Below are 23,141 nucleotides of genomic sequence, written 5' to 3' on the forward strand. Positions count from 1 at the left end.
CTGGCGTCACGGTCGTGTTTCCCCTCATTCCCCTCATCCCCTCATCCCCTCCCCCCGAGCCGAAGGGACGTCGATGTCCGCGCAGGAGACCTGGATCAGCCGGATCGAGGCGGCCCGCGGCGATCTCGACAGGTCGAGCACCGCCGCCCGCGTCGCCGGGCTGCTGCGCGAGCAGATCACCGACGGGCTGCTGCAGCCCGGCGAGCGGCTGCCCGAGGCCGAGCTGTGCCGGGCCGCCGGGGTCTCGCGGAACACGCTGCGCGAGGCGTTCCGGCTGCTGGTCCAGGAACGGCTGCTGGAGCACCGCTTCAACAGCGGCGTGTTCGTCCGCCGGCTCACCGCCGCCGACCTCGCCGACCTCTACCGGGTGCGGCGCATCCTGGAGTGCGCGGGCGTGCGGGAGTCCGCGGCCGCCGGGCCCGGCGCGCTGGACCGGCTGGACGCCGCCGTCGCCGAGGGCGAGCGCGCCGCCGCCGCCGGGCACTGGCCCGGGGTGGGCACCGCCGACATCCGCTTCCACCAGGCGATCGGCGCCCTGTGCGGCAGCCCCCGGGTGGACGAGGTGATGCGCAACCTCCTCGCCGAGCTGCGGCTGGTGTTCCACGAGATGGGCTCGCCGCGCGAGTTCCACGAGCCGTACCTGGTGCGCAACCGGCTGCTGACCGAGCTGATGAGGCGCGGCGAGACCGCGGCCGCGGAGCGCGAGCTGCTGTCGTACTTCGACGACGCCGAGGCGCAGCTCACCGCCGCGTACCGGCGGGACGAGGAGCGGCACGGCGGGAGGCAGCGCGCCTTGTAGACTCCGCGCGTGCGGTTGCTCCTCCTCTTTGGTGTCATGTCCCTTTTGCTGGGACCGGTATCGCTGGCACCGGTCCCGCCGGGAGCGAGCGCCGCGCACGCGGCCGCGCCCGAACCTCCGGGCCGGGCCGACCTGCTGGCCCGGCGCCTGGCCCGCGACCCGATCCAGATCACCGACCACGCCCCGCGCACGGTCCCGCCGGACGCGGCGGCGCGGATCCGCGCGCTGCTCGCGCGGCTGGACGTGCCCGCGTACGTCGTGGTCGGCCCCGGTCTGCTGCCGATCTCCACGATCCCCGACCGGGACACCCTGATCCCCCTGCTGCACGACCGGCTGCGCAAGGACGGCCTCTACATCGTCACCGACCACCGGGGCAGCGGCGAGGCCAGGCAGTACGGCGGCTCGCTGCCGGCCGAGCGCGCCTGGCTCACCGCGCGGCTGGAGCTGCCCTCCGACGCGGGCGTCGTCGCGCACGTGGAACGGTTCGTGGAGATCCTGACCGCCCCCGACGTCGCGAAGCGGATCGAGGAGCGGCGCTCGCCACCGCCGGCGCCGCCCTACCGCGACCGGTCCGCCGAGCGCGACCGCAAGGAGATGCTCGCGATGGGCGGCGGCACCGCGGCCGGCGCGCTCCTCACGGCCGCCGCGCTGGCCGCCGTCCTGGTCGCGCGGCGGCGGAAGGCCCGCCGATGAGGATCCTCGCCGCGCTCGTGGCCGCGCTGGCCCTCGTCCTGCCGGCGCCGCTCGCGCACGCCGCCGCGCCCCCGGACCGGCTGGACCGGGTCTCGGCCGCGCTCGCCAAGGACCCGCTGTACGTCGACATGGACCTCGCCGACGGGCTCGGCCGGGCCGACCGGTCGCGGATCAAGGCCGCGATGAGGCGGGCGTCCGGGACCCTCGGCCTGCCCGTCTACGTCGCCGTGATCCCCAACGGCATGGAGGCGGAGTCGTACGGGCGGGCCGAGACGCTGCTGTTCGCGCTGCGCGAGCGGATCGGGCGGGACGGCCTCTACGTCCTCGCCGACGCCCGCGCCGGGCTCGACACCGAGGGGTTCGGCGTCCCCCGGCGGCGGGTCTCCGACTACAGCCTGTTCCCGACCTCCGTGCGCCAGGGCGCCGACCGCGACCGGCCGTTCGCCGACCTGCCGGCGCGGGTGGACCGGCTGCTCGCCATCGTCGAGAGCTCCCCGGCGAGTCCGCCCGCCGATCCGCACCCGCCGCTGAGCGTGCCGCCGATCGGCCAGGAGGACGCCCGGCCGCCGCTGGAGGCCGCCTTCTGGGGGCCGCTCCTCACCGGCCTGCTGGTGCTGGGGCCGCTCCTGACGCTGCTGCTGTACGGCGCGTACCTGCTGGTCACCCGCATACCGCGCGCGCTCCGGGGGCACGCGCGCGCCAAGCCCTCCGTACGCCGGCTGCACTCCCAGGCCGGGAAGGAGCTGGCGGTCTTCTCCCAGGAGCTCGCCCCCGACCGGAGCTACTCGCTGCGCGCGTACGACGCCGCCCGGATCCTGTTCGACGAGGTGGGCCCGGACCCGGACCGCAAGAGCGCGGACGCCGCGCTCGACCTGGTCGGGGTGATCGTGCTGGTCCGGCAGGGGCGGGCCGCGCTCACCGAGGACAGGCCCGCCGCGCCCTGCTACGTCAACCCGCTGCACGGCCCGTCCACGGCGCGGCGCAAGCTCGGCGGCCTGAACAAGCGGCCCGTCTGCGCCGGCTGCGCGCGGGGCCCGTGGAACGCGCGGCTGCTGCGGGTGCCCGACGGCCGGCCCCACCATGACGTACCGGGCCGCTGGGAGCGCGGGGGCTTCGGGTCCCGGCGGGCCGACATCCCCTCGGACGTGCTGGAGTCCCTCGGTGTCACGTGAACCGTTCCTCGCCCCCTCCCCCGGGCAGCGGATCGCCGCCGCGCTGCGCCGGTCGCCGATCCACGTCGACCGCTCGCTCGCCTCGGCCGTCCCGCCGGCCAAGCGGTCGGAGCTGCTGGCCCGGATGCGCCGGTCGCCGATCCCGATCTTCATCGTGGCCGTCCCGCTGGTGAAGGGCGGCACCTGGGACGACCCGGACCAGCTCGCCACCGTCGTGCACGACCGGCTGCGCCGCGACGGCGCGTACCTCACGCTGGACGACTTCGCCGGCCAGCTGGCGGCCCGGCAGTGGGGCGGCACGGAGGAGTCCCGGCGGAACACGCGCTACGCCGCCCAGGTGCCGTTCTTCCTGGACGAACTGAAGGACGCGACGCTGGCCGACCGGCTGCTGCGCGCCGTCGACCTGATCGCCGCCGGCGACGGCGAGGCCGAGTACGACAGGGCCACCGCGCACCTGAAGCGTCCCACCCCGCGCGCCTCCGCCAGCCCGGCCGCCCGGCCGGCGGCGGAGGAGGAGGGCGGGGTGCCCGTGCTGCCGCTGGCGGGCGCCGGCGCCGCGGTTGCGGCGGCCGTCGCGGGCCTGCTGGTCTGGCGCCGCCGCCGGGTCGCCGCGGTGGAGCGCGCCGGCGACCCGCTCCTGCTCCCCCGCACGGTCCTCGCCACCGCCGCCCGCGCCGACGAGGACGGACTCCGCGAGCAGGCGGCGCACGAGGTCGTGACGTTCGGCGAGCTGCTGGACGCGACCGACGTCGACACCTCGCGCCCCGCCGCGCACGCCGCCATGACCCGCGCCCTGGACGCCTACCAGGCCGCCGGCAAGGTGCTCGACTCCGCGGCGGGCGTCCCCGACCTGGCCGGCGTGCTCGTCCTCGTCGACCGCGGCCGCGACGCGCTCGCCTCCGCGCGGTCCGTCGCGGGCGGCGGCAAGGAGATCCCGCCCAGCCCGCTGTGCTTCTTCAACCCGCTGCACGGCGACGCTGCGGTGGCCGTCGACTGGCGCCCGCTCGGCCAGCGCGACAGGCTGCGCGTGCGCACCTGCGCGGACTGCGCGAAGGCCGTCCGCGCGCACCGCACGCCCGAGGTCCTCGCCGCCCGCGCCGGCGGCCGCACCGTCCCGTACTTCGAGGCCGAGGACGACATCTGGGCCGAGACGGGCTACGGCCAGCTCCGCGACGACCTGGTCCAGCGCGTCCTGCGCGGCGACCGGACCCGCTGACCCGGCGCCCGCCCGGCCCGGCACAGGGCCCGCGGCGGGATACGGTACGGATCATGACAGTGCGTGACCTCCGCGAGCACACCGCCGTCCTGGACACCCTCGACCCGGACGCGCCGCCCGCCGACCTGGAGCCGCTGCGCGAGATCGTCGGGGACGCGCGCGTCGTCGCCGTGGGCGAGGGCTGCCACTTCGTCCGCGAGTTCACGACCGCGCGGCAGCGGATCGTGCGGTTCCTGGCCGAACGCTGCGGGTTCACCGTGCTGGCCTTCGAGTTCGGGTTCGCCGAGGGCCGGGCGCTCGCCCGCTGGCTGGCCGGTACGGGCGGCGAGACCGAACTGCCCGGCATGCACGGGACCACGTTCTCCGGCGTCACCGGCGACATGGCCCGCTGGCTGCGCCGCCACAACGAGACCGGCGACCATCCCGTGGAGTTCGCGGGGATCGACGTCCCGCAGGCGGGCGGCACGCTGCGCCCCGTCCTGGAGCCGGTCGCGGACTACCTCCGCGAGGTCGACCCCGACGCCGTCCCCCTGGTCGAGACGGCGCTGACCATCTCCGGCCGGTTCGACGGGGCCTCGATGGCGCTGGCGGGGCCCGGCTGGGGCGAGATGGAACGGGCCGACCAGGACGCGCTCACCGCCGCGCTGGCCCGGCTGCTGCTGCGGGCGCGCGCCCTGGAGCCGCACTACGTCGCCAGAGGCGGCCGGGACCGCTACGACACGGCCCTGCGCGACATCGAGGCGGCCTGCCACACCGACTACATGTTCGGGGCGATGAGCGCGCTGTTCGCCGGCGGCGGGCTGCCGCTGGACACCTCCGTGCGGGAGCGGTTCATGTCCGCCACGATGCGCTGGCACATGGAACGCGCCGCGCCCGGCACCCGGTTCGTGCTGGCCGCCCACAACAACCACATCCAGAAGACGCCGATCCTGTACGGCGGCGAGCCGTTCGCGTACCCGATGGGCCACTACCTGGCCCGCGAGCTGGGAGCGGACTACCGCGCGCTGGCGCTGACGCACACCGCCGGGAGCGTCCCGGAGATGGAGCCCGACGGCACCCCCGGGACCGGCTTCTCCGTCGTCGACACGCCGGTGGACCCGCCCGGGCCGGGCGGCGTCGAGGGCGCGCTCATCGGGGCCGGGCTGGGTGAGGCGATCACGCTGACCGATCTGCGGCCCTTCGCGGGCGGTCCGTTCCCCGGCCGGATCCGCAGCCAGAGCGCCGAGATGGAGATGCCGGTCGCCGACGCGTTCGACGGCGTCCTGTGCTCCCCGACCGTCACGCCCGAGGTCACGGTGGCGTTCTGAGGCGCTCCACGCGGACGTCGCGGCGCGCGGCGTCCGCGTGGGCGAACGCCAGGAGCCGCTCGCCCTCCTCGGCGAGGCCCTCCGGCGGCGGCGCGAACGTCCGGATCGTGAGGACGGCCGCGTCCCGCTCCCGCGCGATCTCCCACTCGCCGCCGGTGAAGCCGTCCACCAGCACCCACCCGGGCACCGGCCGGCGCGTCGCGTAGCCCCGCGCCAGGTGCTCCGCGGTCACGAACCTGCTCCGGTCGGCGTGCGAGAGCAGCAGGTTGTCGAAGTCGTACAGCAGCCGCGGCGGCGCCGGCGCGTCGCCGCCGGGGCGCGGCGCGTCCGGCAGGTCGAACAGCTCCTGCCCGTCCTCGCCGGTGAACGCGGCCAGCCGCGGCCGCAGCCGGTCCACGACCTCCCGCAGCCGGGTCAGCCCCGACCACGCCTGCACGTCCTTCACCGTGGCCGGGCCGAACGCCGCCAGGTAGCGCAGCACCAGGTCCTCCGGCGAGGCGTCGCCGGCGAGGGGCGCGCCCAGCCACGACTCGGCGGTCGTGTGCGCGATCGGCCCGCTCCGGCCCCAGAGGCCGCGCGGCGGGACCTGCACGAGCGCCATCCGGTTGCGCGCCGCGTACGCCAGCGAGGCGGGGGCGCGCTCGCCCCAGCCCGCCGCCGCGCCGTGCTCGGCGAGCAACGCGCCCAGCTCCTTGGACGTGCGGGGCCGTTCCTCCAGGATCGGGCGGGCGGCGTCCGCCAGCTCGTCCAGGTCCAGGCCCTCGATCGGCCTGGTGTGGGTGGAGTTGGAGCGCAGGTCCCGGTCCAGGACGGGCTGCACCAGCGGCCGCATCCAGCGGCAGTCGCGGGCGCTGACCAGGTGGATCGTGCCGCGCATCAGCGCGATCCGCACGATCTCCCGCCGGTCGAGCAGCTCCGCGACCTGCTCGGGGCGCACGTCCGCCAGCCGCGAGGCGAAGCCCAGGTACCAGGAGTGCGGCGTCTGCGCCTGGAGCCCGGCGAGGTGCTCGACGGCGTCGAGGACGGGCATCCGGGCGCGGTCGAGGAGCAGCTGCCGCGCCAGCGTGGCGCGGTTGAGGTCGCGCCTGGTCAGGATGGTCATCGGCACCGGTTCTCGAGGTCGGCGAGCAGTTCGAGGACATCCTCGCGGCCGGCGCGCTCGAACGCGACCCGGACCGCCTCCGCCGCCGGTCCCCCGGTCAGCCAGCCGAGGACCTCGCGGTACGGGGCGCCCGAGGTGTCCCAGTACGCGTTGCGCAGCAGCGGCGTCCCCCGGCGCCAGGCCAGCTCCTCGACGGCGAACTCGTGCAACTGCCGGATGGCCGCCTCCGACGCCAGCCGTCCCCATTCGTCCAGGTAGGGGGCCATCTCGCCGGCGGCGCCGGCGGCGCCGCCGAGGGCGCAGAGCGCCGTGCCGATCGCGGGACGGGACGGGTGGCTCTCCAGCGTCCGCGTCCAGAACGCGCCCAGGAACCCCTCCACCGCGTCCCGCTGCGGCCACTCCGCCCACCCGGCACGGGCGAGCTTGATGAAGACGATCTCGGGGTCGAGCACCGCGAACGCGCCGGCGGCGGCCAGCTCCAGCAGCCGCGGCGCGAAGTAGCGGAACTCCTCCTCGCCCGCCCATGTGTTCAGCGCCTTCGCCCCGTACCGGGCCAGGTCCTCGGCGGTGAGGTCGCGCAGCGGGCGGTCGAGCAGCGCCCGGCCCTCGCCCGGCTCCACGCAGCACGGGCAGCCCTCCAGCCTCGCGGGGCGGGGCACGTCCGCGAACGCCGCGTACAGGTCCTCGGCCGCCCGGCTGTCCAGCACACCGGGAAATGTACAGCGCCGCGCGGGTGTGGTACTCCCTAAGCATGATCGATGAGGCGGGGATACGGCATCTGGAGCGGTGCGCCGAGCTGGCCGAGCAGGCCCTGGACGCGGGCGAGGAGCCGTTCGGGTCGGTGCTGGTCGGCGGGGACGGGACCGTGCTGGCCGAGGACCACAACCGGACCGTCTCCAAGGGCGACCAGACCGCGCATCCCGAGTTCGAGCTGGCGCGGTGGGCGGCGGCGAACATGACCGCCGCCGAGCGCGCGGCGGCCACCGTCTACACCTCGGGCGAGCACTGCCCGATGTGCTCCGCGGCGCACGGCTGGGTCGGGCTGGGCCGGATCGTGTACGCGGCGTCCTCGGCCCAGCTGGCGGCGTGGCTGGCCGAGTTCGGGGTCGCGCCGGGACCGGTGCGGGCGATCCCGGCCCAGGACGTGGCCCCCGGCGTGACCGTCGAGGGCCCCGTCCCGGAGCTCGGCGACCGGATGCGCGAGCTGCACCGGCGCCGCTTCGCCTGAACGGGAGGCGCCGGGCCGGGTCAGCGGTCGCTGCCGCGCGGCGTCAGCCGCGGCGGCAGCAGCGTCGCGGCGGGAACGGCCTCCCCGGCGAGCTTGGCCATCAGCAGCTCGACCGCGCGCCGGCCGACCTCCTCGGCCGGGACGGCGACCGACGTCAGCGGCGGGTCGGCGCGCTCGGCCAGCTCGTCCGGGCAGATCGCGACCACCGACAGGTCGCCGGGGACGCGCCGCCCGGCCGCGCGGAACGCGCGGATCACCGGCTCCATGACGGCCTCGTTGTGCACCATGACGCCGGACAGGCCGGGCTGTTCGGCCAGCAGCCGGGCGACCAGGGCGCGGGCGGCCTCGGCGCCCGCCTCGCAGGGGTGGACCCCGCCGTCCATGCCGTGCCGCCGCACCGCCGCGCGGAAGCCCTCGGCGACCCGCTGCGCGTAGCCGGTCTGCCGCTCGTACACCTCGGGCGGGGAGCCGATCAGCGCGACCGAGCGGTGCCCGAGCCCCGCCAGGTGGTCGGCGCACGCCTCACCGGCGGCACGGAAGTCCAGGTCGATGCAGGTCAGATCGTCGGCGTCGGCCGGGAAGCCGATCAGCACGCTGGGCCGGCCGAGCCCGCGCAGCAGCGGCAGCCGGGGGTCGCGCAGCTGGACGTCCATCACGATCAGCGCGTCGACGAGCGCGCTGTCGGCGACCCGGCGCAGCCCCTCCACGCCCTCCTCCTGCGTCAGGAGCAGCACGTCGTGGTCGTACCGGCGGGCGGCGGTCACGGCGGCGACCGCGATCTGCATCACGACCGGCACGTGGATGCCGCTGCGCAGCGGCACCATCAGCGCCAGCACGTTCGACCGGCTGCTGGCCAGCGCGCGGGCGCCCGCGTGCGGGCGGTAGCCCAGGTGGGCGATGCTGGCCAGCACCCGCTCGCGGGTCTCCACCGAGATCGACCGCTTGCCGCTGAGCACGTACGAGACCGTGCTCGGGGAGACCCCGGCATGCCGCGCCACATCAGTGATCTTGACCACCAGGCGTATCCGTTCCCGTCGGTGAAGCGGTTCGAATCCCGCGATGATAAGTGAGCGGCGCCGCCGCCGCGGCGCCCGGCCGGGTCAACGCGGATCGCCGCCGGAGATGTGCTCCTTGTACCAGTACGCGCTGTCCTTCCAGCGGCGCTCGCCGGTCGGGTAGTCGACGTGGATCAGCCCGAACCGGCGGTCGTAGCCGTACGCCCACTCGAAGTTGTCGAGCAGCGACCAGGCGAAGTAGCCGCGCACGTCCGCGCCCGCCGCCATCGCCCGCCGCATCGCCGCCAGATGGTCGCGCAGGTAGGAGACGCGGCGCTCGTCGCGGATCCGGCCGCCGGCGTCCACCTCGTCGTCGAACGCGGCACCGTTCTCCGTGATCATCAGCGGTACGCCGGGGTGGTCGCGGTGCAGGGCGAGCAGCATCTCCTCCAGGCCGGTCGCGTCCACCGGCCAGCCCATCGCCGTGTACGGGCCGGGCTGCTCGACGAACTCCACGCCCTCGCACCCCACGAACGGCGTCGCCGCCCCCTCCTTGTGCCCGTCGGCGTGGACGCGGGACGAGACGCCGTCCCAGGTGCGGACGAGGGTGGGCGAGTAGTAGTTGACGCCGAGGACGTCCAGCGGCGCGGCGATCGTCTCCTCGTCGCCGTCCCGCACGAACGACCAGTCGGTGAGCGCGGCGGTGTCCGCCAGGAGGTCGGCCGGGTAGCCGCGGCCGAGGAGGGGATCGAGAAAGACGCGGTTGGACACGGCGTCGACCCGCCGTACCGCCTCGGCCTCGCCGCGCAGGTGGTGCAGGTTGAGGGTGATCGAGTGCCGCGCGGACGGCGCCGCGGCCGCGCGGAGGACGCGGGAGGCGAGGCCGTGCGCGAGGTTGAGGTGGTGGGCGGCCTTCAGCGCGTCCACCGGGTCGGTGCGGCCGGGCGCGTGCACCCCGGCGGCGTAGCCGAGGAACGCCGAGCACCACGGCTCGTTCAGCGTCGTCCAGGTGTGCACGCGGTCGCCCAGAGCGCGCCCCATGTAAGCCGCATACTCCGCGAAATAGGACGCGGTGTCGCGCGTGGGCCAGCCGCCGAGGTCCTCCAGCTCCTGCGGCAGATCCCAGTGGTAGAGGGTCGCGACGGGCGCGATCCCGGCCTCCAGGAGCGCGTCCACCAGGCGCGAGTAGAAGTCCACGCCCTTGCGGTTGAACGCGCCGCCCGACCACACGCGCGGCCAGGAGATCGAGAAGCGGTACGCGCCGATCCCCATCTCCGCCATGGCCGCGATGTCCTCGCGCCAGCGGTGGTAGTGGTCGGTGGCCACGTCGCCGGTGTCGCCGTTCAGCGTGCGCCCGGGGGTATGGCTGAAGGCGTCCCAGATGGAGGGCGCGCGGCCGTCCTCCTGGGCCGCCCCCTCGATCTGGTACGCGGCGGTGGCCGCGCCCCACAGGAAGCCCTCGGTCATCGGTCGTTCCCTCCTACGGTGGCGGTGATCTCCGGTCCGGTGGCGCGGATCAGCACGCCCTGGCGGTGCGGGGCCGCGGTGCCGCCCTCGGCGGTGACCGCGGCAGGGTCGGCGTTGACGAGCAGGACGTTCCAGGCGCCCGCGCCCTCCGCCCGCGCGCGCACCACCGAGCCCGAGCGGGTGACGGTGAACGCGGCCGCGCCGATCCGCGTGGTGACCTCGGCGCCGTCGGGCGGCTCGTACACGCGCAGGGTCACGTCCTCGGCGTGGTCGTAGTCGGGACGGTCCTCGACAGCGCCCTCCGCGACGACCGCTCCGGGCCTGACCAGCAGCGGCACGCTGCCGTACCCGTGCCGCTCCCGGATCCAGCGGCCCCCGGTGACGCGCTCGCCCGTGAGGTAGTGCGTCCAGACGCCCTCGGGGACGTAGTACGCCACCTCGCCGTCATCGGAGAACACGGGCGCGACCAGGAGGTCATCGCCGAGCATGTACTGGCGTTCCAGATGGGTGCACGCGGGGTCGTCCGGATAGGCGAGGACCATCGCGCGCATCATCGGCAGGCCCTCCTCGTACGCCTGGCGCGCGGCGCCCGACAGGTACGGCATCAGCCGCATCTTCAGGCGGGTGAAGCGGCGGAGGACGTCCACCGACTCCTCGTCGAAGAGCCACGGCACGCGGTACGAGTGGCTGCCGTGCAGCCGGCTGTGCGACGACAGCAACCCGAACGCGATCCAGCGCTTGAACAGCCCCGCGTCCGGCGTCCCCTCGAAGCCGCCGATGTCATGGCTCCAGTAGCCGAACCCCGACATCCCCAGGGAGAGGCCGCCGCGCAGGCTCTCCCCCATGGCCTCGTACGTGGACTCGCAGTCGCCGCCCCAGTGCACCGGGAACCGCTGCCCGCCCACGGTCGCCGACCGGGCGAACACCACGGCCTCGTCCTCGCCGCGCCGCTTGCGCAGCAGCTCGAAGACCGTCCGGTTGTAGAGGTAGGTGTAGTAGTTGTGGGCGCGCTCGGGATCCGAGCCGTCGTGGTAGACGACATCGGTCGGGATCCGTTCCCCGAAATCGGTCTTGAAGCAGTCGACGCCCATTTCCAGCAGCGCGTCGAGTTTCGAGGCGTACCATTCGCGCGCCTCCGGGTCGGTGAAGTCGACGACGGCGAGGCCCGGCTGCCACAGATCCCACTGCCACACGTCGCCGTTCGGGCGTTTCAGCAGGTAGCCGCGCGCCATCGCCTCCTCGAACAGCGGCGCGCGCTGCGCGATGTACGGATTGATCCAGAGCGATATGCGCAGCCCCTTCTCCTTGAGGCGGCGCAGCATGGCGGGCGGATCGGGGAAGACGCGCGGATCCCATTCGAAGTCGCACCACTGGAACTCGCGCATCCAGAAGCAGTCGAAATGGAACACGCTGAGCGGCAGGTCCCGCTCCGCCATCCCGTCGATGAACGAGGTGACGGTCTCCTCGTCGTAGGAGGTGGTGAACGAGGTGGACAGCCACAGCCCGTACGACCAGTCCGGCACCCGCGCGGGCCGCCCGGTCAGCGCCGTGTACTTGCGCAGGATCTCCCTCGGCGTGGGCCCGTAGATGACGAAGTACCGCATCGACCGGCCCTCGACGCTGAACTGCGCCCGCGCCACCGCCTCCGACGCCACCTCGAACGACACCCGGCCCGGATGGTCGACGAACACCCCGTAGCCGGCGTTGGTGAGGAAGAACGGCACGTTCTTGTACGCCTGCTCGCTGGCGGTGCCGCCGTCGGCGTTCCACACGTCGACCGACTGGCCGTTCTTCACCAGCGGCCCGAACCGCTCGCCGAGCCCGTACACGAAGTGGCCCACGCCCAGGTCGAGCTGCTCGCGGACGTAGTGGCGGCCGTCGCCGGTCTCGATCAGCGCCGTGGCCTTCGGCCGGGTCCCGGTCAGCCGCCGCCCTCCCGCGAGGAAGTCGACGCCCCACTCCTCACCGCGCCCGAACCGCACGGTCAGCGCGCCGGAGGTCAGCGCGGCCTCCTCCCCGTCCACCCGGACGGCCGCGTCCGGCGGCGGGTCGGCCGCCAGCTCGAACTCCGGGCGGCGCGGCTCCTCCCCCGCGAAATGCGTGATCGTCACGCCGACCACGTCCGCCATCGGGGCCGTGCACTCGAACGTGACCAGCGGCCCCCTCAGCAGGTCCCCCCGGTGCCGGATCCGCCGGACAGGCGCGTGCACGACGAGCGGGCCCGGCCCGTCCCCCGTGCAGTCGAGCACCTCGACGGGGTGCACCGCGTGCACGCCCGCGCGCATCATCCAGTAGCCGTCACTGAACTTCACATCTCACCTCTACTTGAGCGCGCCCGCGGTCAGGCCGCGGGACAGGGTGCGCTGGAAGACCAGGAAGAACAGCACGGTCGGCAGCAGGCCGAGCAGCGACGCGGCGCTGGACATGGTGGCGTCCATGAGCCGCTGCCCCTGCAGGACGCCGAGGGCGACCGACACCGTCTGGTTGTCGTTGGAGACCAGGAAGACCAGCGGGATCAGGAACTCGTTCCAGGTCCAGACGAAGAAGAACACCAGCAGCACCGCCATGGTCGGCCGGACGACCGGCACCACGACGTGCCGGAGCACCTGCCACCGGCTCGCGCCGTCGATCCGCGCCGCCTCCAGCAGCGGGCGCGGGAACGCCGACAGCACCGACGCCAGCAGGTACGTGCCGAACGCGCTCTGGATCACCGTGAACACGATGACCACGGCGAGGCGGGTGTCGTACAGGCCCACCTGCTTGGCCAGGTAGTACAGCGGGTAGACCAGCGCCTCCTGCGGCAGCGTGTTGGCCAGCAGCAGCACGACCAGCACCCACATGCGGCCCTTGATGCGGCCGATGCCGAGCGCGTAAGCGTTCAGCACCGACAGCAGGACGGCGAGGACCGCGACCGAGCCGCTGATGAGCGCGCTGTTGAACAGCACCTGGCCGAAGTCCGTGCGCTCCCAGAACGCGGTGACGCCCTCCAGGCTGAAGCCCTCGGGGAGCGCGAGCGGGCCGTTCGCGGAGTACTCCTCCGGCGTCTTCAGCGCGTTCAGCACCACGACGGCGAACGGGATCAGCATGACGCCGGCCAGCGCGAACAGCAGCACCAGCACCAGGTACGCCGACGGGCCGCGCCGCCTGCGCGCGTCACGGCGCTCCCGCCGCGGCCGGGCCCCGGTTCCGGTGAGGGTCGCGGTCATCGCTCCCCCTCCGGCCCCTGGCCCTGCGCCCGCAGGAAGACGACGGTCAGCGCGACGATGATCAGCGTCAGCACGGTGGTGATCGCGGCGCCGTAGCCGACATCGGTCTTGTCGAAGAAGTTCTGGTACGAGTAGTACGCGGGCACGCTGGTCGCCCCTCCCGGGCCGCCCTTCGTCAGCACGTAGATGGGCGCGAACACCTTCAGCGAGGCGATCGTCGTCCACAGCAGCACCACGAAGATCTCCGGCCGGATCTGCGGGACGGTCACGTGCCGGAACCGGCGGGCCCAGCTCGCCCCGTCGATCTCGGCCGCCTCGTACAGCGACGGGTCCACGCGCTGGAGCCCGGACATGAAGACCACCAGCGGGAAGCCGATCTGCACCCAGACCATGACGGCCAGCACGCTCCACAGCGCGGTCGCCGGATCGCCCAGCCAGTCGTGCGCGAGCGACTCCAGCCCTACGGCGGCGAGCACTTCGTTCACCGCGCCGTTCTGCGGGTTGAGCAGCCAGCTCCACACGACGCCCGCGATGACGATCGGGAGCACCTGCGGCAGGTAGACGCAGGCGCGCAGCACGCTCGCGGCGCGCGGCCCGAAGTGCCGGTCCACCAGGTCGGTCAGCAGCGCGGCGAGGACCAGCCCGATCGCGGTCGGCGCGATCGCCATCGCGACGATGACGAGCGCGTTGTGCCGGAACGAGGCCCAGAACTCGCCGTCGCCGGCCAGCCGCGCGTAATTGGCGAGGCCGGCCCATTCCGGCGTGCCCACGCCGTCCCACTCGGTGAACCCGGTGGCGACGTTCATCGCGAACGGCACGCCGATCACGGCGGTGAACAGCAGCAGCCCGGGGACGAGATAGGGCAGGTATCCCAGCCGTTCCCGGCCCGCCGCCCTCGTCGCCTTCCCGCTCACTTGGGCAGGCCGGCGTCGTACGCCTTCTGAACCTCGCCGAGGACCTGCGCGGGAGTGCCCTTGCCGTTCATGAGCCGCTGGACCTCGGCGACCCACTTGTCGTAGAAGGCGGGCACCGGCCAGTCCGGGTAGAAGGCCAGGGCGTTGTTCTGGGCGAGCGTGTTGAAGTTCCCGATGAGCTTCTTGGCCTTGGGGTCGGTGATGGCCGCCGGGTCGGCCGCGACCGGGATGCCGCCCGCGTTTCCGAGCGCGTTCTGGATGTGCTTCTTCATCGTGATGTCGATGAAGTCGTACGCCAGCTTCTTGTTCTTCGAGCCCTTCGGGACGACCCACAGGTTGCCGCCCGAGCCCGGCGTCATCTTCGCGCCCGGCCACACCATCGTGTCCCAGTCGAACTTCGCCGTCTTGGCGACCCGGCCGAACCACCAGCTGCCCGAGAACATCATCGGGTGCCTGCCGCTCATGAAGGCGACGCCCGCGTCCTCGGCCTTGAGCCCGACCGAGTCCTTGGCGACGTACCCCTTCTTCACCCAGTCGGCGAACGTCGCGGCGCCGGCCGTCCACGCCGGGTCGGCCAGGTTCGCCTTGGCCGTGTAGCGCTGGAACGCGTCCACCCAGCCGCGGTCGGCCCGGTCGAGGGCGAGCTGGTAGACGAACTGGTGCGCCATGTACTCGGCGCCCGCGTTGGCCAGCGGGGTGACGCCCTTCTTCACGAACGCGTCCATCGCGGCCGTGAACTCGGCGAAGGTCGCCGGCACCTTGACGCCGTGCTCCTCGAACAGGTCCTCGTTGTAATAGACCTGGAGGTATTCGGCGTAGTTGGGGACGCCGAACCATTTGCCGCCGCCCATCACGCCCTTCTCGTCGTACTTGGACGTGACCTGGACGTTCGGGCTGAGCATCCTGTCCCAGCCGCGCCTCGCCACCTCGGCCGTCATATCGTCCAGGAGCCCCTGCCTGGAGATGAGCCCGGTGGTGGCGTTGCCCTTGTTGTACTCCATGAGGTCGGGGGCGTCCTTGGAGTTCAGCACCATCGGCGCCGTCTTCTGGATCTGCTCGAAGCCCTTCTCCTCGAACTTCACCTTGACGCCGGGATGCGTCCGCTCGAACTCCTTGATCGCCTGGTTCCAGGCCACGGCCATGGCGCTCTCGGGCGCCTCGTAGTGCCAGAGCCGCAGCTCGTTCGGGTCCGACCCGCCGTCACCGCCGCAGGCGGTCAGCACCAGGGACCCCGCGGCGAGCACGGCCAGCAGCGCCGTGCCCCTGCGCGCCTTGATCATGGGTTCTCCTCAGGGGGTGGGGTGAATCGAAGCGCTTCGATTCCCGGGGATCGTAAGCCCGGGTGAGCTGCGACACAATAGATCCGGGACCTCGGATTCCCTCCCGGCCCGCTGACCTGGGCCGTTGCGTGGGAGCGCTCCCAAGGTGGGCGCCGCTAGCCCGCCGCGCGGCAGTCGCGGCCGTTCAGCGTGAACCGGTCCGGTACGCCGTTGCCGCCGTCCTGCCGGCCGAGGAAGCCGAACTCCACCGTCCCGCGCGCCGGGATCGTCCGGTTCCATCCGGCGGCGCTCACCTCCACCGCGGCCCCCTGCTGGGTCTGCCCGCCGTTCCACAGCTGGACGACCCGCTGCCCGTCCGGGAACTCCCATGCCAGCCGCCACCCGTCCACGGGCGCGTCGCCGAGGTTGGTGACGCGCACCTGCGCCTGGAACCCGTCCGGCCACTGCCCGACGACCGCGTACGACACCGCGCACCCGCCCGCCGCGGCCGGTGCCGTGCCGGTGGTCGTGGCCGGTCCCGGGGCCGCCGCACCCTCCGGCGGGCGGTCCGGGGCCAGGACCATCGCCAGCGCGCCGAGCAGGCACAGCACGCCGGCCGCCCCGCCGGCCACCAGCAGCGGCCGCCGCGCCCTGGAAGCGGGCACCGGCCGCGCGAGGATCCGCGTCCCGGAGTCGCGCGACGCCCCCGCCGGATCCGCGCCCGCGGCTCCGGAACCGGCGTCGGGGCGTTCCGCGGCGTCCGCCGGCACGACGGCTTCCCCGGAGGCCGCCTCCCGGCCGCCCGCGGCGCTCGCGCCAGGGCGATCGGCCAGTACGGAGGTGTCCCGGTCGGCCGGCGGGAGCGGCGGGGGCGCGGCAAGGGTGCCGGGGAGGACGTCCTCGGGGATCCCGGCGGTACGGCGGAGGACGGCGGACGCCTCGGCGGCGGTGGGCCGGTCCTCGGGATGGTCGGCCAGGCAGCCGCGGTACAGGCGGATCAGCTCGCCGGGAGCGTCCGGGACGTCGTCGGGTGCCGTGCCGGTCAGGGCCTCGCGCAGCAGGACGCCGAAGGAGTAGACGTCGGCGGCCGGGGCCGGCGCGGCGCCGGCGAGCAGCTCGGGGGCGATGTAGGCGGGCGTGCCGAGCAGCGGGCCGCCGCCGTCCGGCCCGCCCGCGGCGAACGCGATGCCGAAGTCGAGGATCTTGACCCCGGCCGGGGTGAGCAGCACGTTGGCCGGCTTGACGTCGCGGTGCACCACGCCGGCGGCGTGCGCGGCCGCCAGCGCGGACGCGAGCTGCGCGCCCAGCACGGCCGCCTCCCGCCAGGGCAGCGGGCCGCGGGCCAGCCGGCCGGCGAGGCTCTCCCCGTCCAGCAGCTCCATCACCACGTACGGCAGCCGCGCGCCGTCCGGCAGCGCCGCCTCGCCGTAGTCGTACACGCCGGTGATGTGCGGGTGGCCGAGCGCCGCGGCGGCCTTGGCCTCCTCGTGCAGCCGGGGCGTCAGCTCGCGCGGCCAGTCCGCGCGCGGCAGCTTGACCGCGACGGGCCGGTCGAGCACCCGGTCGACGGCGCGCCACACCGTCGCCATGCCGCCCGAGCCCAGCGGCGCCACCAGCTCGTAGCGCCCGCCGAGCGGCTCCGCGGGGATCTCCGACATGCCCGCCAGCCTATGCCGGGCCGGCACGGAGATCCCCGCGCGCCCTGGTCAGCGCGTCCGGATCAGGGCGTCCGGATCAGGGCATCCGGGTCAGGGCATCCGGGTCAGCGCGTCCCGTACAGGTGCTCCAGCGCGAGCTGGTCGAGCCGCTCGAACGCCGCCCCGCGCGCCGCCAGGGCTTCGATGTCGGGCGTGAAGTCGCGGACGGCGCGCCAGCCCTCGCCCTCGGCCAGGGTCGGCACGGCCAGCTCGTCCACGCGCGCGGCCCGCAGCGCCTCCTGGACCTCCGGGTCGGCGCGGAACGCCCGCACCTTCTCCCGCAGGATCAGCCAGTTGCGCATGCAGCCGCGCGCCGACTCCCACACGCCCGCGTCGTCCTCGGTGCGCGGCGGCTTGAAGTCGAAGTGGACCGGCCCGTCGTAGTCGCTCTGCTCGATCAGGTCCACGACCCAGAACGCGCCGCGCGCGTTCCCGGCGCCGAACCGCAGGTCCTGGTCGTAGCGGGGGCCGTTCTGGCCGTTCAGGTCGATGTGGAAGAGCTTGCCGTGCCACAGGGCCTGCGCCAGCCCGTGCGCGTAGTTCAGCCCGGCCATCTCCTCGTGCCCGACCTCGGGGTTGACGCCGACCACCTCGGGACGCTCCAGCCCGCCGATGAACGCCAGCGCGTGGCCGACGGTCGGCAGCAGGATGTCGCCGCGCGGCTCGTTCGGCTTGGGCTCGATCGCGAAGCGCATGTCGTAGCCCTGCTCGACCACGTACGCGCCGAGGACGTCGAACGCCTCCTTGTAACGGTCCAACGCGGCCCGCACGTCCTTCGCCGCGCCCGACTCGGCGCCCTCCCGGCCGCCCCAGCACACGTACGTCCGCGCGCCCAGCTCGGCGGCCCGGTCCAGGTTGTCCATGACCTTGCGCAGCGCGAACCGGCGCACGTCCCGGTCGTTGGCGGTGAACGCCCCGTCCTTGAAGACCGGGTGCGAGAACAGGTTGGTCGTCGCGGTCGTCACGACCAGCCCGGTCTCGTCGAGCGCCTTCCGGAACGCCGCGAGGCGCTCGTCCCGCTCGGCCGCCGTGGCGTCGAAGTCGAACACGTCGTTGTCGTGGAAGTTGACCCCGTACGCGCCGAGCCGGGCGAGCTCGCGGACGGCCCGGTCGGCCGCCATCGGCGGGCGCGTGCCGGGGCCGAACACGTCGACGCCCTGCCATCCCACCGTCCAGATCCCGAACGAGAACCGGTCCTCGGGCGTCGGGGTGAAGCGGTCACCGCTCGCACTCTCCACGCTGTCCACACTGTCCACGCTGCCTCCTTCGCTGGCTGTCCTCTTACCCGGGCGTGCCGTCGCGCAGCGCCGCGTACCTCGCGCGGATCCCGGCGGCCGCCTCGGCGGCGGCGCGATCGGCCTCGTGCTCGGTGGCGGGCGGGGCGGGCCAGGCGGGCGGCTCGGGGGTGCCCGCGGCGGCCCACGCGGCCTGCCGGGCGGCGCCCAGCGCCACGTACTCGGCGGGCTCGGGAACGGTCACCGGCGTGCCGAGGATCGCGGGGGCCAGCGCCCGTACCGCCGCCGAACGGGCGCCGCCGCCGATCAGGAGGGTCCGGCGGGGCCGCACGCCCTGCGCCGCGAGGTACCCGGCGGCGTCGGCGAGGGAGCACAGCAGGGCCTCGACGGCGGCGCGGGCGAGGTTCTCGCGGGTGGCGTTGGACGTGGTGATCCCGGCCAGGACGCCGGTGGCGCCGGGCCGGTCGGGGGTCCGTTCACCGTCGAGGTACGGCAGCAGCGTCAGCCCGCCCGCGCCGGGCGCGGCGGCCAGGGCCAGCGCCGAGAGGCCGTCCAGGTCGGTGCCGGCGAGGTCGGCGGCCGCGCCGAGGACGCGCGCCGCGTTGAGCGTGCAGACCAGCGGCAGGTAGCGGCCGGTGGCGTCGGCGAACCCGGCCACGAACCCGCCCGGGTCGGCCGCCGGGGACGGCGCCACGGCGAAGGCGGTCCCGGAGGTGCCGATCGAGATCACCACGTCGCCCGCGCCCAGGCCGAGGCCCAGGGCGGCGCCCATGTTGTCGCCCGTGCCGGGGGCCAGGCGGGCGCCCCAGGGCGTCTCGCCGACGGTCTCGGCGGGGCCGGCGACGCGCGGCAGGGCCGGCTCGTGCCCGAGCGCGGCGGTGACCAGCTCGGGCAGGTAGCGGCCCTCGGCCGGGGACCAGTAGCCGGTGCCGGACGCGTCGCCGCGGTCGGTGACCGGGGCCTCGGCGCCCAGGCGCAGGGTCAGCCAGTCGTGCGGGAGCATGACCGACGCGGTACGGCGGGCGTTGCCCGGCTCGTTCTCGGCCATCCAGCGCAGCTTGGTGACGGTGAACGAGGCCAGCGGCACGCTCCCGGTCCGTTCGGCCCACGTCTCGGGGCCGCCGAGTTCGCGGACGAGCGCCTTGGCCTGCGGCGCGGAGCGGGTGTCGTTCCAGAGGAGGGCGGGCCGGACCGGCTCGCCGGCCTCGTCGAGGGCCACCATGCCGTGCTGCTGGGCCGCCACGGCGACCGCGTCGGCGCGTTCGAGCAGGTCACGGACCCGGTTCAGGGCCTCCCACCAGCGCTCGGGGTGGCATTCGGTACCGTCGGGGTGCGGGGCCGCCGCCGCGTCCACCACGGTGCCGTCCTCGGCGCGGCAGAGCAGGACCTTGACCGACTGCGTCGAGGAATCGATCCCGGCGACGAGCACATGCCCCTCCGAGCGCGTCGAAACGTTTCGAAAGTTTTGCGATACCGTGCAGCCTAGACGGGTGTGAGCCGGGACACAACGGGCCGATCAGGGGGCATAGTTCATGACGTGGTCGTGCAGCATCCGGGGGGCCTCGGGATCCTGCCGGCGGAACGCCTCGATCAGCACGGCGTGCTCGGCGGACTTGGAGTAGATCTCCGTCTGGTGCAGGCGGAGGGAGAGCGTCGTCCACAGCTCGATGCCCAGCGACTCCCAGACCGAGGTCAGCAGCCGGTTGCCCGCGGTCTCCACGACCTCGCGGTGGAAGTCGATGCTCAGCCTCATCTGCTCGGGCAGGTCACCGGACTCGGCGGCCTCGGCGAGCCGCCGGTTGTGCCGTTCCAGGGCGTCCACCCGGGCGGCCAGGCGCGGCAGCGCCAGCTCGGCGGCGGTACGCTCGAGCCCGGCGCGGACGGGAAAGATCTCGCCCAGGTCCTCCTCGGTGAACGGGCGCACCCGGGCACCGCGGTTCGGCAGGCTCTCCACCAGCCGCAACGCCTCCAGCTGGCGCAGCGCCTCGCGCACCGGCCCCTGGCTCACCCCGAGCTCGGTGGCGATCCGGCGCTCGACGATGCGCTCGCCCGGCTCCCAGCGGCCCGCGGTGATGCCCTCGACGATGAACTCGCGGATCTGGGCGGACAGGCCGGTGCGCAGCAGCGGATCGGAAGCGTTCACGCGCCAATGGTAGAGGGCGGCCCGGAAGCCGGCGGCGCCCACTTCCCGAGTACGCCCTGGTCAGTGCATACTGATAGGGAGCAATATGATCGATCATTGATCAATGATGATCAATGGAGGCCCGTGGCGACCCCGCGGTGCGCTCCAGGAGTCGTGAGGAGAACGCCGATGGCCGAGATCACCAAGGCGCGGGGCGCGGACACCCGTCCCCGGAAGACCACCGGCAGGACCAAGGCGGGCACCGGTGGCGCCGCGAAGCCGAGGTCCACCGGGACCGCGGGCGCGGGCGCGGGAACGCCGGGGAACCCGGCCGAGCTCGCCGGGTACTACCGGCAGATGCTGCTGGTCCGGCGCTTCGAGGAGCGCGCGTCGCGGGCCTACACCGAGGCCAAGATCGGCGGGTACTGCCATCTGAACCTCGGCGAGGAGGCCACCGTCGTCGGGCTGATGGCCGCGCTGCGGCCCACCGACTACCTGTTCACCAACTACCGCGAGCACGGCTACGCGCTGGCCAAGGGCATCGACTCCGGCCGCGTGATGGCCGAGCTGTACGGCCGGTCGGACGGGGTCTCCAAGGGCTGGGGCGGGTCCATGCACCTGTTCGACGCCGAGGCCCGGCTGCTGGGCGGGTACGGCATCGTCGGCGGACAGCTCCCGCTGGCCACCGGTGCCGCCCTGGCGGTGTCGTACAAGGGCGGCGACGACGTCGTGATGTGCCAGATGGGCGACGGCACCACCGCGATCGGAGCGTTCCACGAGTCGCTGAACATCGCCGCGCTCTGGGACCTGCCGGCCGTCTTCGTCGTGATCAACAACGGGCTGGGCATGGGCACCACCGTCGAGGCCTCCGCCGCCGAGCCCGAGCTGTACAAGCGCGGCTCCTCGTACCGGATGGAGAGCGCCCGGGTGGACGGCGCCGACGTGATCGCCGTGCGCGACGCGGCGCGGAAGGCCGTCGAGTACGCCCGGACCGAGTCCAAGCCGTACCTGCTGGAGACCGTCAGCCCGCGGCTGCGCGGCCACTCGGTCGTCGACCCGGCCCGCTACCGCACCAAGGAGGAGCGGCAGGCGCTGCTCGACTCCGACCCGCTCGCCGCGTTCGCCGAGCGGCTGGTGCGCGAGGGCGTGCTGACCGACGACGGGCTCGCCGCCGTCGAGGCCGAGGTCGCCGCCGAGGTCGAGGCCGCCGCCGCGTTCGCCGACGCCAGCCCGGCGCCCGACCCGTCCACCCTGTTCGACTACACCTACGCCACCCCGGTCGCCGGTGAGCAGCGCCGCCTGCCCGCCGACCCGGTGTTCGCCGACACCGCCTTCCGTTCCTGAGGAGTCGTCCGATGGCACTTGTCACCTACCGCCAGGCCCTCCGGGACACGCTCCGCGCCGAGATGCTGCGCGACGAGAACGTCTTCCTGATGGGGGAGGAGATCGGGCTCTTCGAGGGCTCGTACAAGATCACCGAGGGGCTGCTCAAGGAGTTCGGCCCCAAGCGGGTGCGCGACACCCCGATCGCCGAGGAGGGCTTCGTCGGCGCCGCGATCGGCGCCGCCATGCTCGGCCTGCGGCCGGTCGTCGAGATCATGACGATCAACTTCTCGCTGCTCGCGCTGGACCAGATCGTCAACCACGCCGCCAAGATCTACGGGATGTTCGGCGGCCAGGCCAGCGTCCCGATGGTGATCCGCACGCCGGGCGGCGGCGGCCAGCAGCTCGGCGCCACGCACTCGCAGAACGTCGAGCTGTTCTACTCGTTCATCCCCGGCCTGAAGGTCCTCGCGCCGAGCACGCCCGCCGAGGCGTCCGCCATGCTCAAGGCCGCGATCCGGGACGACGACCCGGTGCTGTTCCTGGAGAACCTCGCCCTCTACAACAGCAAGGGCGAGCTGCCCGCCGAGATCGCCGACATCGAGCCCGCCGAGATCGGCCGCGCCGCCGTCACCCGGCCCGGCACCGACATCACGATCATCGGCTACTCGCGGATGGCGCAGGTCGCCGCGCAGGTCGCCGAGAAGCTGGCCGGCGAGGGGATCTCCGCCGAGGTCGTCGACCTGCGCAGCCTGCGCCCGCTGGACCGGCAGACGATCGTCGAGTCGGTGCGCCGGACGGGCTGCGCCGTCGTCGCCGAGGACGACTGGCTGACCTACGGCATCGGCGCCGAGATCGCCGCCTCCATCCAGGAGGGCGCCTTCGACTGGCTCGACGCGCCCGTCCGCCGGGTCGCGATGGCCGAGGTGCCGCTCCCGTACGCCAAGTCGCTGGAGACGGCCGCGCTGCCGTCCGCCGACTCCCTGCTCACCGCCGTCCGCGAGACTCTCCGCGCGACCGGCCGCGTCACCCTGGAGACCGCATGACCGAGATCCTCATGCCCCGCCTGTCGGACACGATGGAGGAGGGGGTCATCAGCTCCTGGCAGAAGAAGCCGGGGGACGAGGTCAAGGCCGGTGACGTCCTGTGCGACATCGAGACCGACAAGGCCGTGATGGAGTACGAGGCGTACGAGGACGGCGTGCTGGCCGAGATCCTCGTCGCCGAGGGCGAGTCGGCGCCGATCGGCTCCCCGATCGCCGTCGTCGCGCCGCCCGGGACGGATCCGGCCGAGGCGCGCAAGCAGGAGAAGGAGGCCGCCGCCGCACCGGCGCCCGCTCCCGAGCCGGCGCCCGCTCCCGAGCCTGAGCCGGCCGCCGCCGCCCCGGCCCCGGCCCCGGCGCCCG

At 74.1% G+C, this 23,141-nt stretch carries 21 protein-coding genes; 9 read left to right on the top strand and 12 right to left on the bottom strand.

The features are described from left to right. The first annotated feature begins 73 nt into the window (after positions 1 to 73). From AB0881_RS34930 to AB0881_RS34950, 5 genes are read left to right on the top strand one after another with little or no spacing between them, the layout of a single operon-like run. A complete protein-coding gene (locus AB0881_RS34930) occupies positions 74 to 799 on the top strand; it encodes a GntR family transcriptional regulator (RefSeq protein ID WP_366624074.1) in 726 nt (241 codons plus the stop codon). A 45-nt stretch (positions 800 to 844) separates the two neighbouring features. Beyond that, a complete protein-coding gene (locus AB0881_RS34935; protein WP_366624076.1) occupies positions 845 to 1,492 on the top strand; it encodes a hypothetical protein in 648 nt (215 codons plus the stop codon). Then, on the top strand, positions 1,489 to 2,664 hold the full coding sequence (locus tag AB0881_RS34940) for a hypothetical protein (RefSeq protein WP_366624078.1): 1,176 nt from the start codon (positions 1,489 to 1,491) through the stop codon (positions 2,662 to 2,664). The genes AB0881_RS34935 and AB0881_RS34940 overlap by 4 nt, the downstream gene beginning before the upstream one ends. Then, positions 2,654 to 3,880, top strand: coding sequence for a hypothetical protein (locus AB0881_RS34945; protein WP_366624080.1), 1,227 nt, complete (start codon positions 2,654 to 2,656; stop codon positions 3,878 to 3,880). The genes AB0881_RS34940 and AB0881_RS34945 overlap by 11 nt, the downstream gene beginning before the upstream one ends. 53 nt (positions 3,881 to 3,933) lie before the next feature. Next, positions 3,934 to 5,187: an erythromycin esterase family protein gene (locus AB0881_RS34950; protein ID WP_366624081.1), complete on the top strand. Its 1,254-nt coding sequence runs from the start codon at positions 3,934 to 3,936 to the stop codon at positions 5,185 to 5,187. On the opposite strand, the gene AB0881_RS34955 is transcribed toward AB0881_RS34950, so the two are convergent. Next, the gene (locus AB0881_RS34955; RefSeq protein ID WP_366624083.1) at positions 5,171 to 6,289 is read right to left on the bottom strand and encodes a winged helix DNA-binding domain-containing protein; all 1,119 of its coding nucleotides are present in this window, start codon (positions 6,287 to 6,289) and stop codon (positions 5,171 to 5,173) included. The genes AB0881_RS34950 and AB0881_RS34955 overlap by 17 nt on opposite strands. After that, complete coding sequence (locus tag AB0881_RS34960; RefSeq protein ID WP_366624085.1) at positions 6,286 to 6,996, bottom strand: hypothetical protein; 711 nt, start codon at positions 6,994 to 6,996, stop codon at positions 6,286 to 6,288. Before AB0881_RS34960 ends, AB0881_RS34955 begins: the two co-directional genes overlap by 4 nt. Positions 6,997 to 7,040: 44 nt before the next feature. On the opposite strand from AB0881_RS34960, the gene AB0881_RS34965 reads away from it, so the two are divergent. Further along, positions 7,041 to 7,517, top strand: a complete 477-nt coding sequence (locus AB0881_RS34965; RefSeq protein WP_366624087.1) for a nucleoside deaminase — start codon at positions 7,041 to 7,043, stop codon at positions 7,515 to 7,517. Positions 7,518 to 7,537: 20 nt separating this feature from the next. On the opposite strand, the gene AB0881_RS34970 is transcribed toward AB0881_RS34965, so the two are convergent. The 10 genes from AB0881_RS34970 to AB0881_RS35015 form a co-directional block, all read right to left on the bottom strand. Next, complete coding sequence (locus AB0881_RS34970) at positions 7,538 to 8,536, bottom strand: LacI family DNA-binding transcriptional regulator (RefSeq protein ID WP_366624114.1); 999 nt, start codon at positions 8,534 to 8,536, stop codon at positions 7,538 to 7,540. A gap of 81 nt (positions 8,537 to 8,617) precedes the next feature. Next, complete coding sequence (locus AB0881_RS34975) at positions 8,618 to 9,979, bottom strand: GH1 family beta-glucosidase (RefSeq protein WP_366624089.1); 1,362 nt, start codon at positions 9,977 to 9,979, stop codon at positions 8,618 to 8,620. After that, a complete protein-coding gene (gene yicI / locus AB0881_RS34980) occupies positions 9,976 to 12,291 on the bottom strand; it encodes an alpha-xylosidase (RefSeq protein WP_366624091.1) in 2,316 nt (771 codons plus the stop codon). The genes AB0881_RS34975 and yicI overlap by 4 nt, the downstream gene beginning before the upstream one ends. Before the next feature lie 9 nt (positions 12,292 to 12,300). Beyond that, entirely contained in the window at positions 12,301 to 13,185 is an 885-nt protein-coding gene (locus tag AB0881_RS34985) for a carbohydrate ABC transporter permease (RefSeq protein ID WP_366624093.1), read from the bottom strand. After that, the gene (locus tag AB0881_RS34990; RefSeq protein ID WP_366624095.1) at positions 13,182 to 14,099 is read right to left on the bottom strand and encodes a sugar ABC transporter permease; all 918 of its coding nucleotides are present in this window, start codon (positions 14,097 to 14,099) and stop codon (positions 13,182 to 13,184) included. Before AB0881_RS34990 ends, AB0881_RS34985 begins: the two co-directional genes overlap by 4 nt. Continuing rightward, entirely contained in the window at positions 14,096 to 15,379 is a 1,284-nt protein-coding gene (locus AB0881_RS34995) for an extracellular solute-binding protein (protein ID WP_366624097.1), read from the bottom strand. Before AB0881_RS34995 ends, AB0881_RS34990 begins: the two co-directional genes overlap by 4 nt. Before the next feature lie 155 nt (positions 15,380 to 15,534). After that, positions 15,535 to 17,016 carry a cellulose binding domain-containing protein gene (locus AB0881_RS35000; RefSeq protein ID WP_366624099.1) on the bottom strand — a complete coding sequence of 494 codons (1,482 nt, stop codon included), beginning with the start codon at positions 17,014 to 17,016 and terminating at the stop codon, positions 15,535 to 15,537. Between the two features lie 104 nt (positions 17,017 to 17,120). Beyond that, on the bottom strand, positions 17,121 to 18,311 hold the full coding sequence (gene xylA / locus AB0881_RS35005; RefSeq protein ID WP_366624101.1) for a xylose isomerase: 1,191 nt from the start codon (positions 18,309 to 18,311) through the stop codon (positions 17,121 to 17,123). A 25-nt stretch (positions 18,312 to 18,336) separates the two neighbouring features. Then, the gene (gene xylB, locus AB0881_RS35010; RefSeq protein WP_366624103.1) at positions 18,337 to 19,719 is read right to left on the bottom strand and encodes a xylulokinase; all 1,383 of its coding nucleotides are present in this window, start codon (positions 19,717 to 19,719) and stop codon (positions 18,337 to 18,339) included. Between the two features lie 87 nt (positions 19,720 to 19,806). Then, positions 19,807 to 20,433: a GntR family transcriptional regulator gene (locus AB0881_RS35015; RefSeq protein ID WP_366624105.1), complete on the bottom strand. Its 627-nt coding sequence runs from the start codon at positions 20,431 to 20,433 to the stop codon at positions 19,807 to 19,809. A gap of 168 nt (positions 20,434 to 20,601) precedes the next feature. On the opposite strand from AB0881_RS35015, the gene pdhA reads away from it, so the two are divergent. From pdhA to AB0881_RS35030, 3 genes are all read left to right on the top strand, one after another. Continuing rightward, on the top strand, positions 20,602 to 21,756 hold the full coding sequence (gene pdhA, locus AB0881_RS35020; RefSeq protein WP_366624107.1) for a pyruvate dehydrogenase (acetyl-transferring) E1 component subunit alpha: 1,155 nt from the start codon (positions 20,602 to 20,604) through the stop codon (positions 21,754 to 21,756). 11 nt (positions 21,757 to 21,767) lie between these two features. After that, positions 21,768 to 22,781, top strand: a complete 1,014-nt coding sequence (locus AB0881_RS35025) for an alpha-ketoacid dehydrogenase subunit beta (protein ID WP_366624110.1) — start codon at positions 21,768 to 21,770, stop codon at positions 22,779 to 22,781. Further along, on the top strand, positions 22,778 to 23,141 hold a 364-nt coding region (locus AB0881_RS35030; RefSeq protein WP_366624112.1), incomplete at its 3' end, for a biotin/lipoyl-containing protein. The genes AB0881_RS35025 and AB0881_RS35030, both read left to right, overlap by 4 nt.

It is taken from the genome of Spirillospora sp. NPDC029432, from assembly GCF_040703975.1.
Classification (GTDB): domain Bacteria; phylum Actinomycetota; class Actinomycetes; order Streptosporangiales; family Streptosporangiaceae; genus Spirillospora.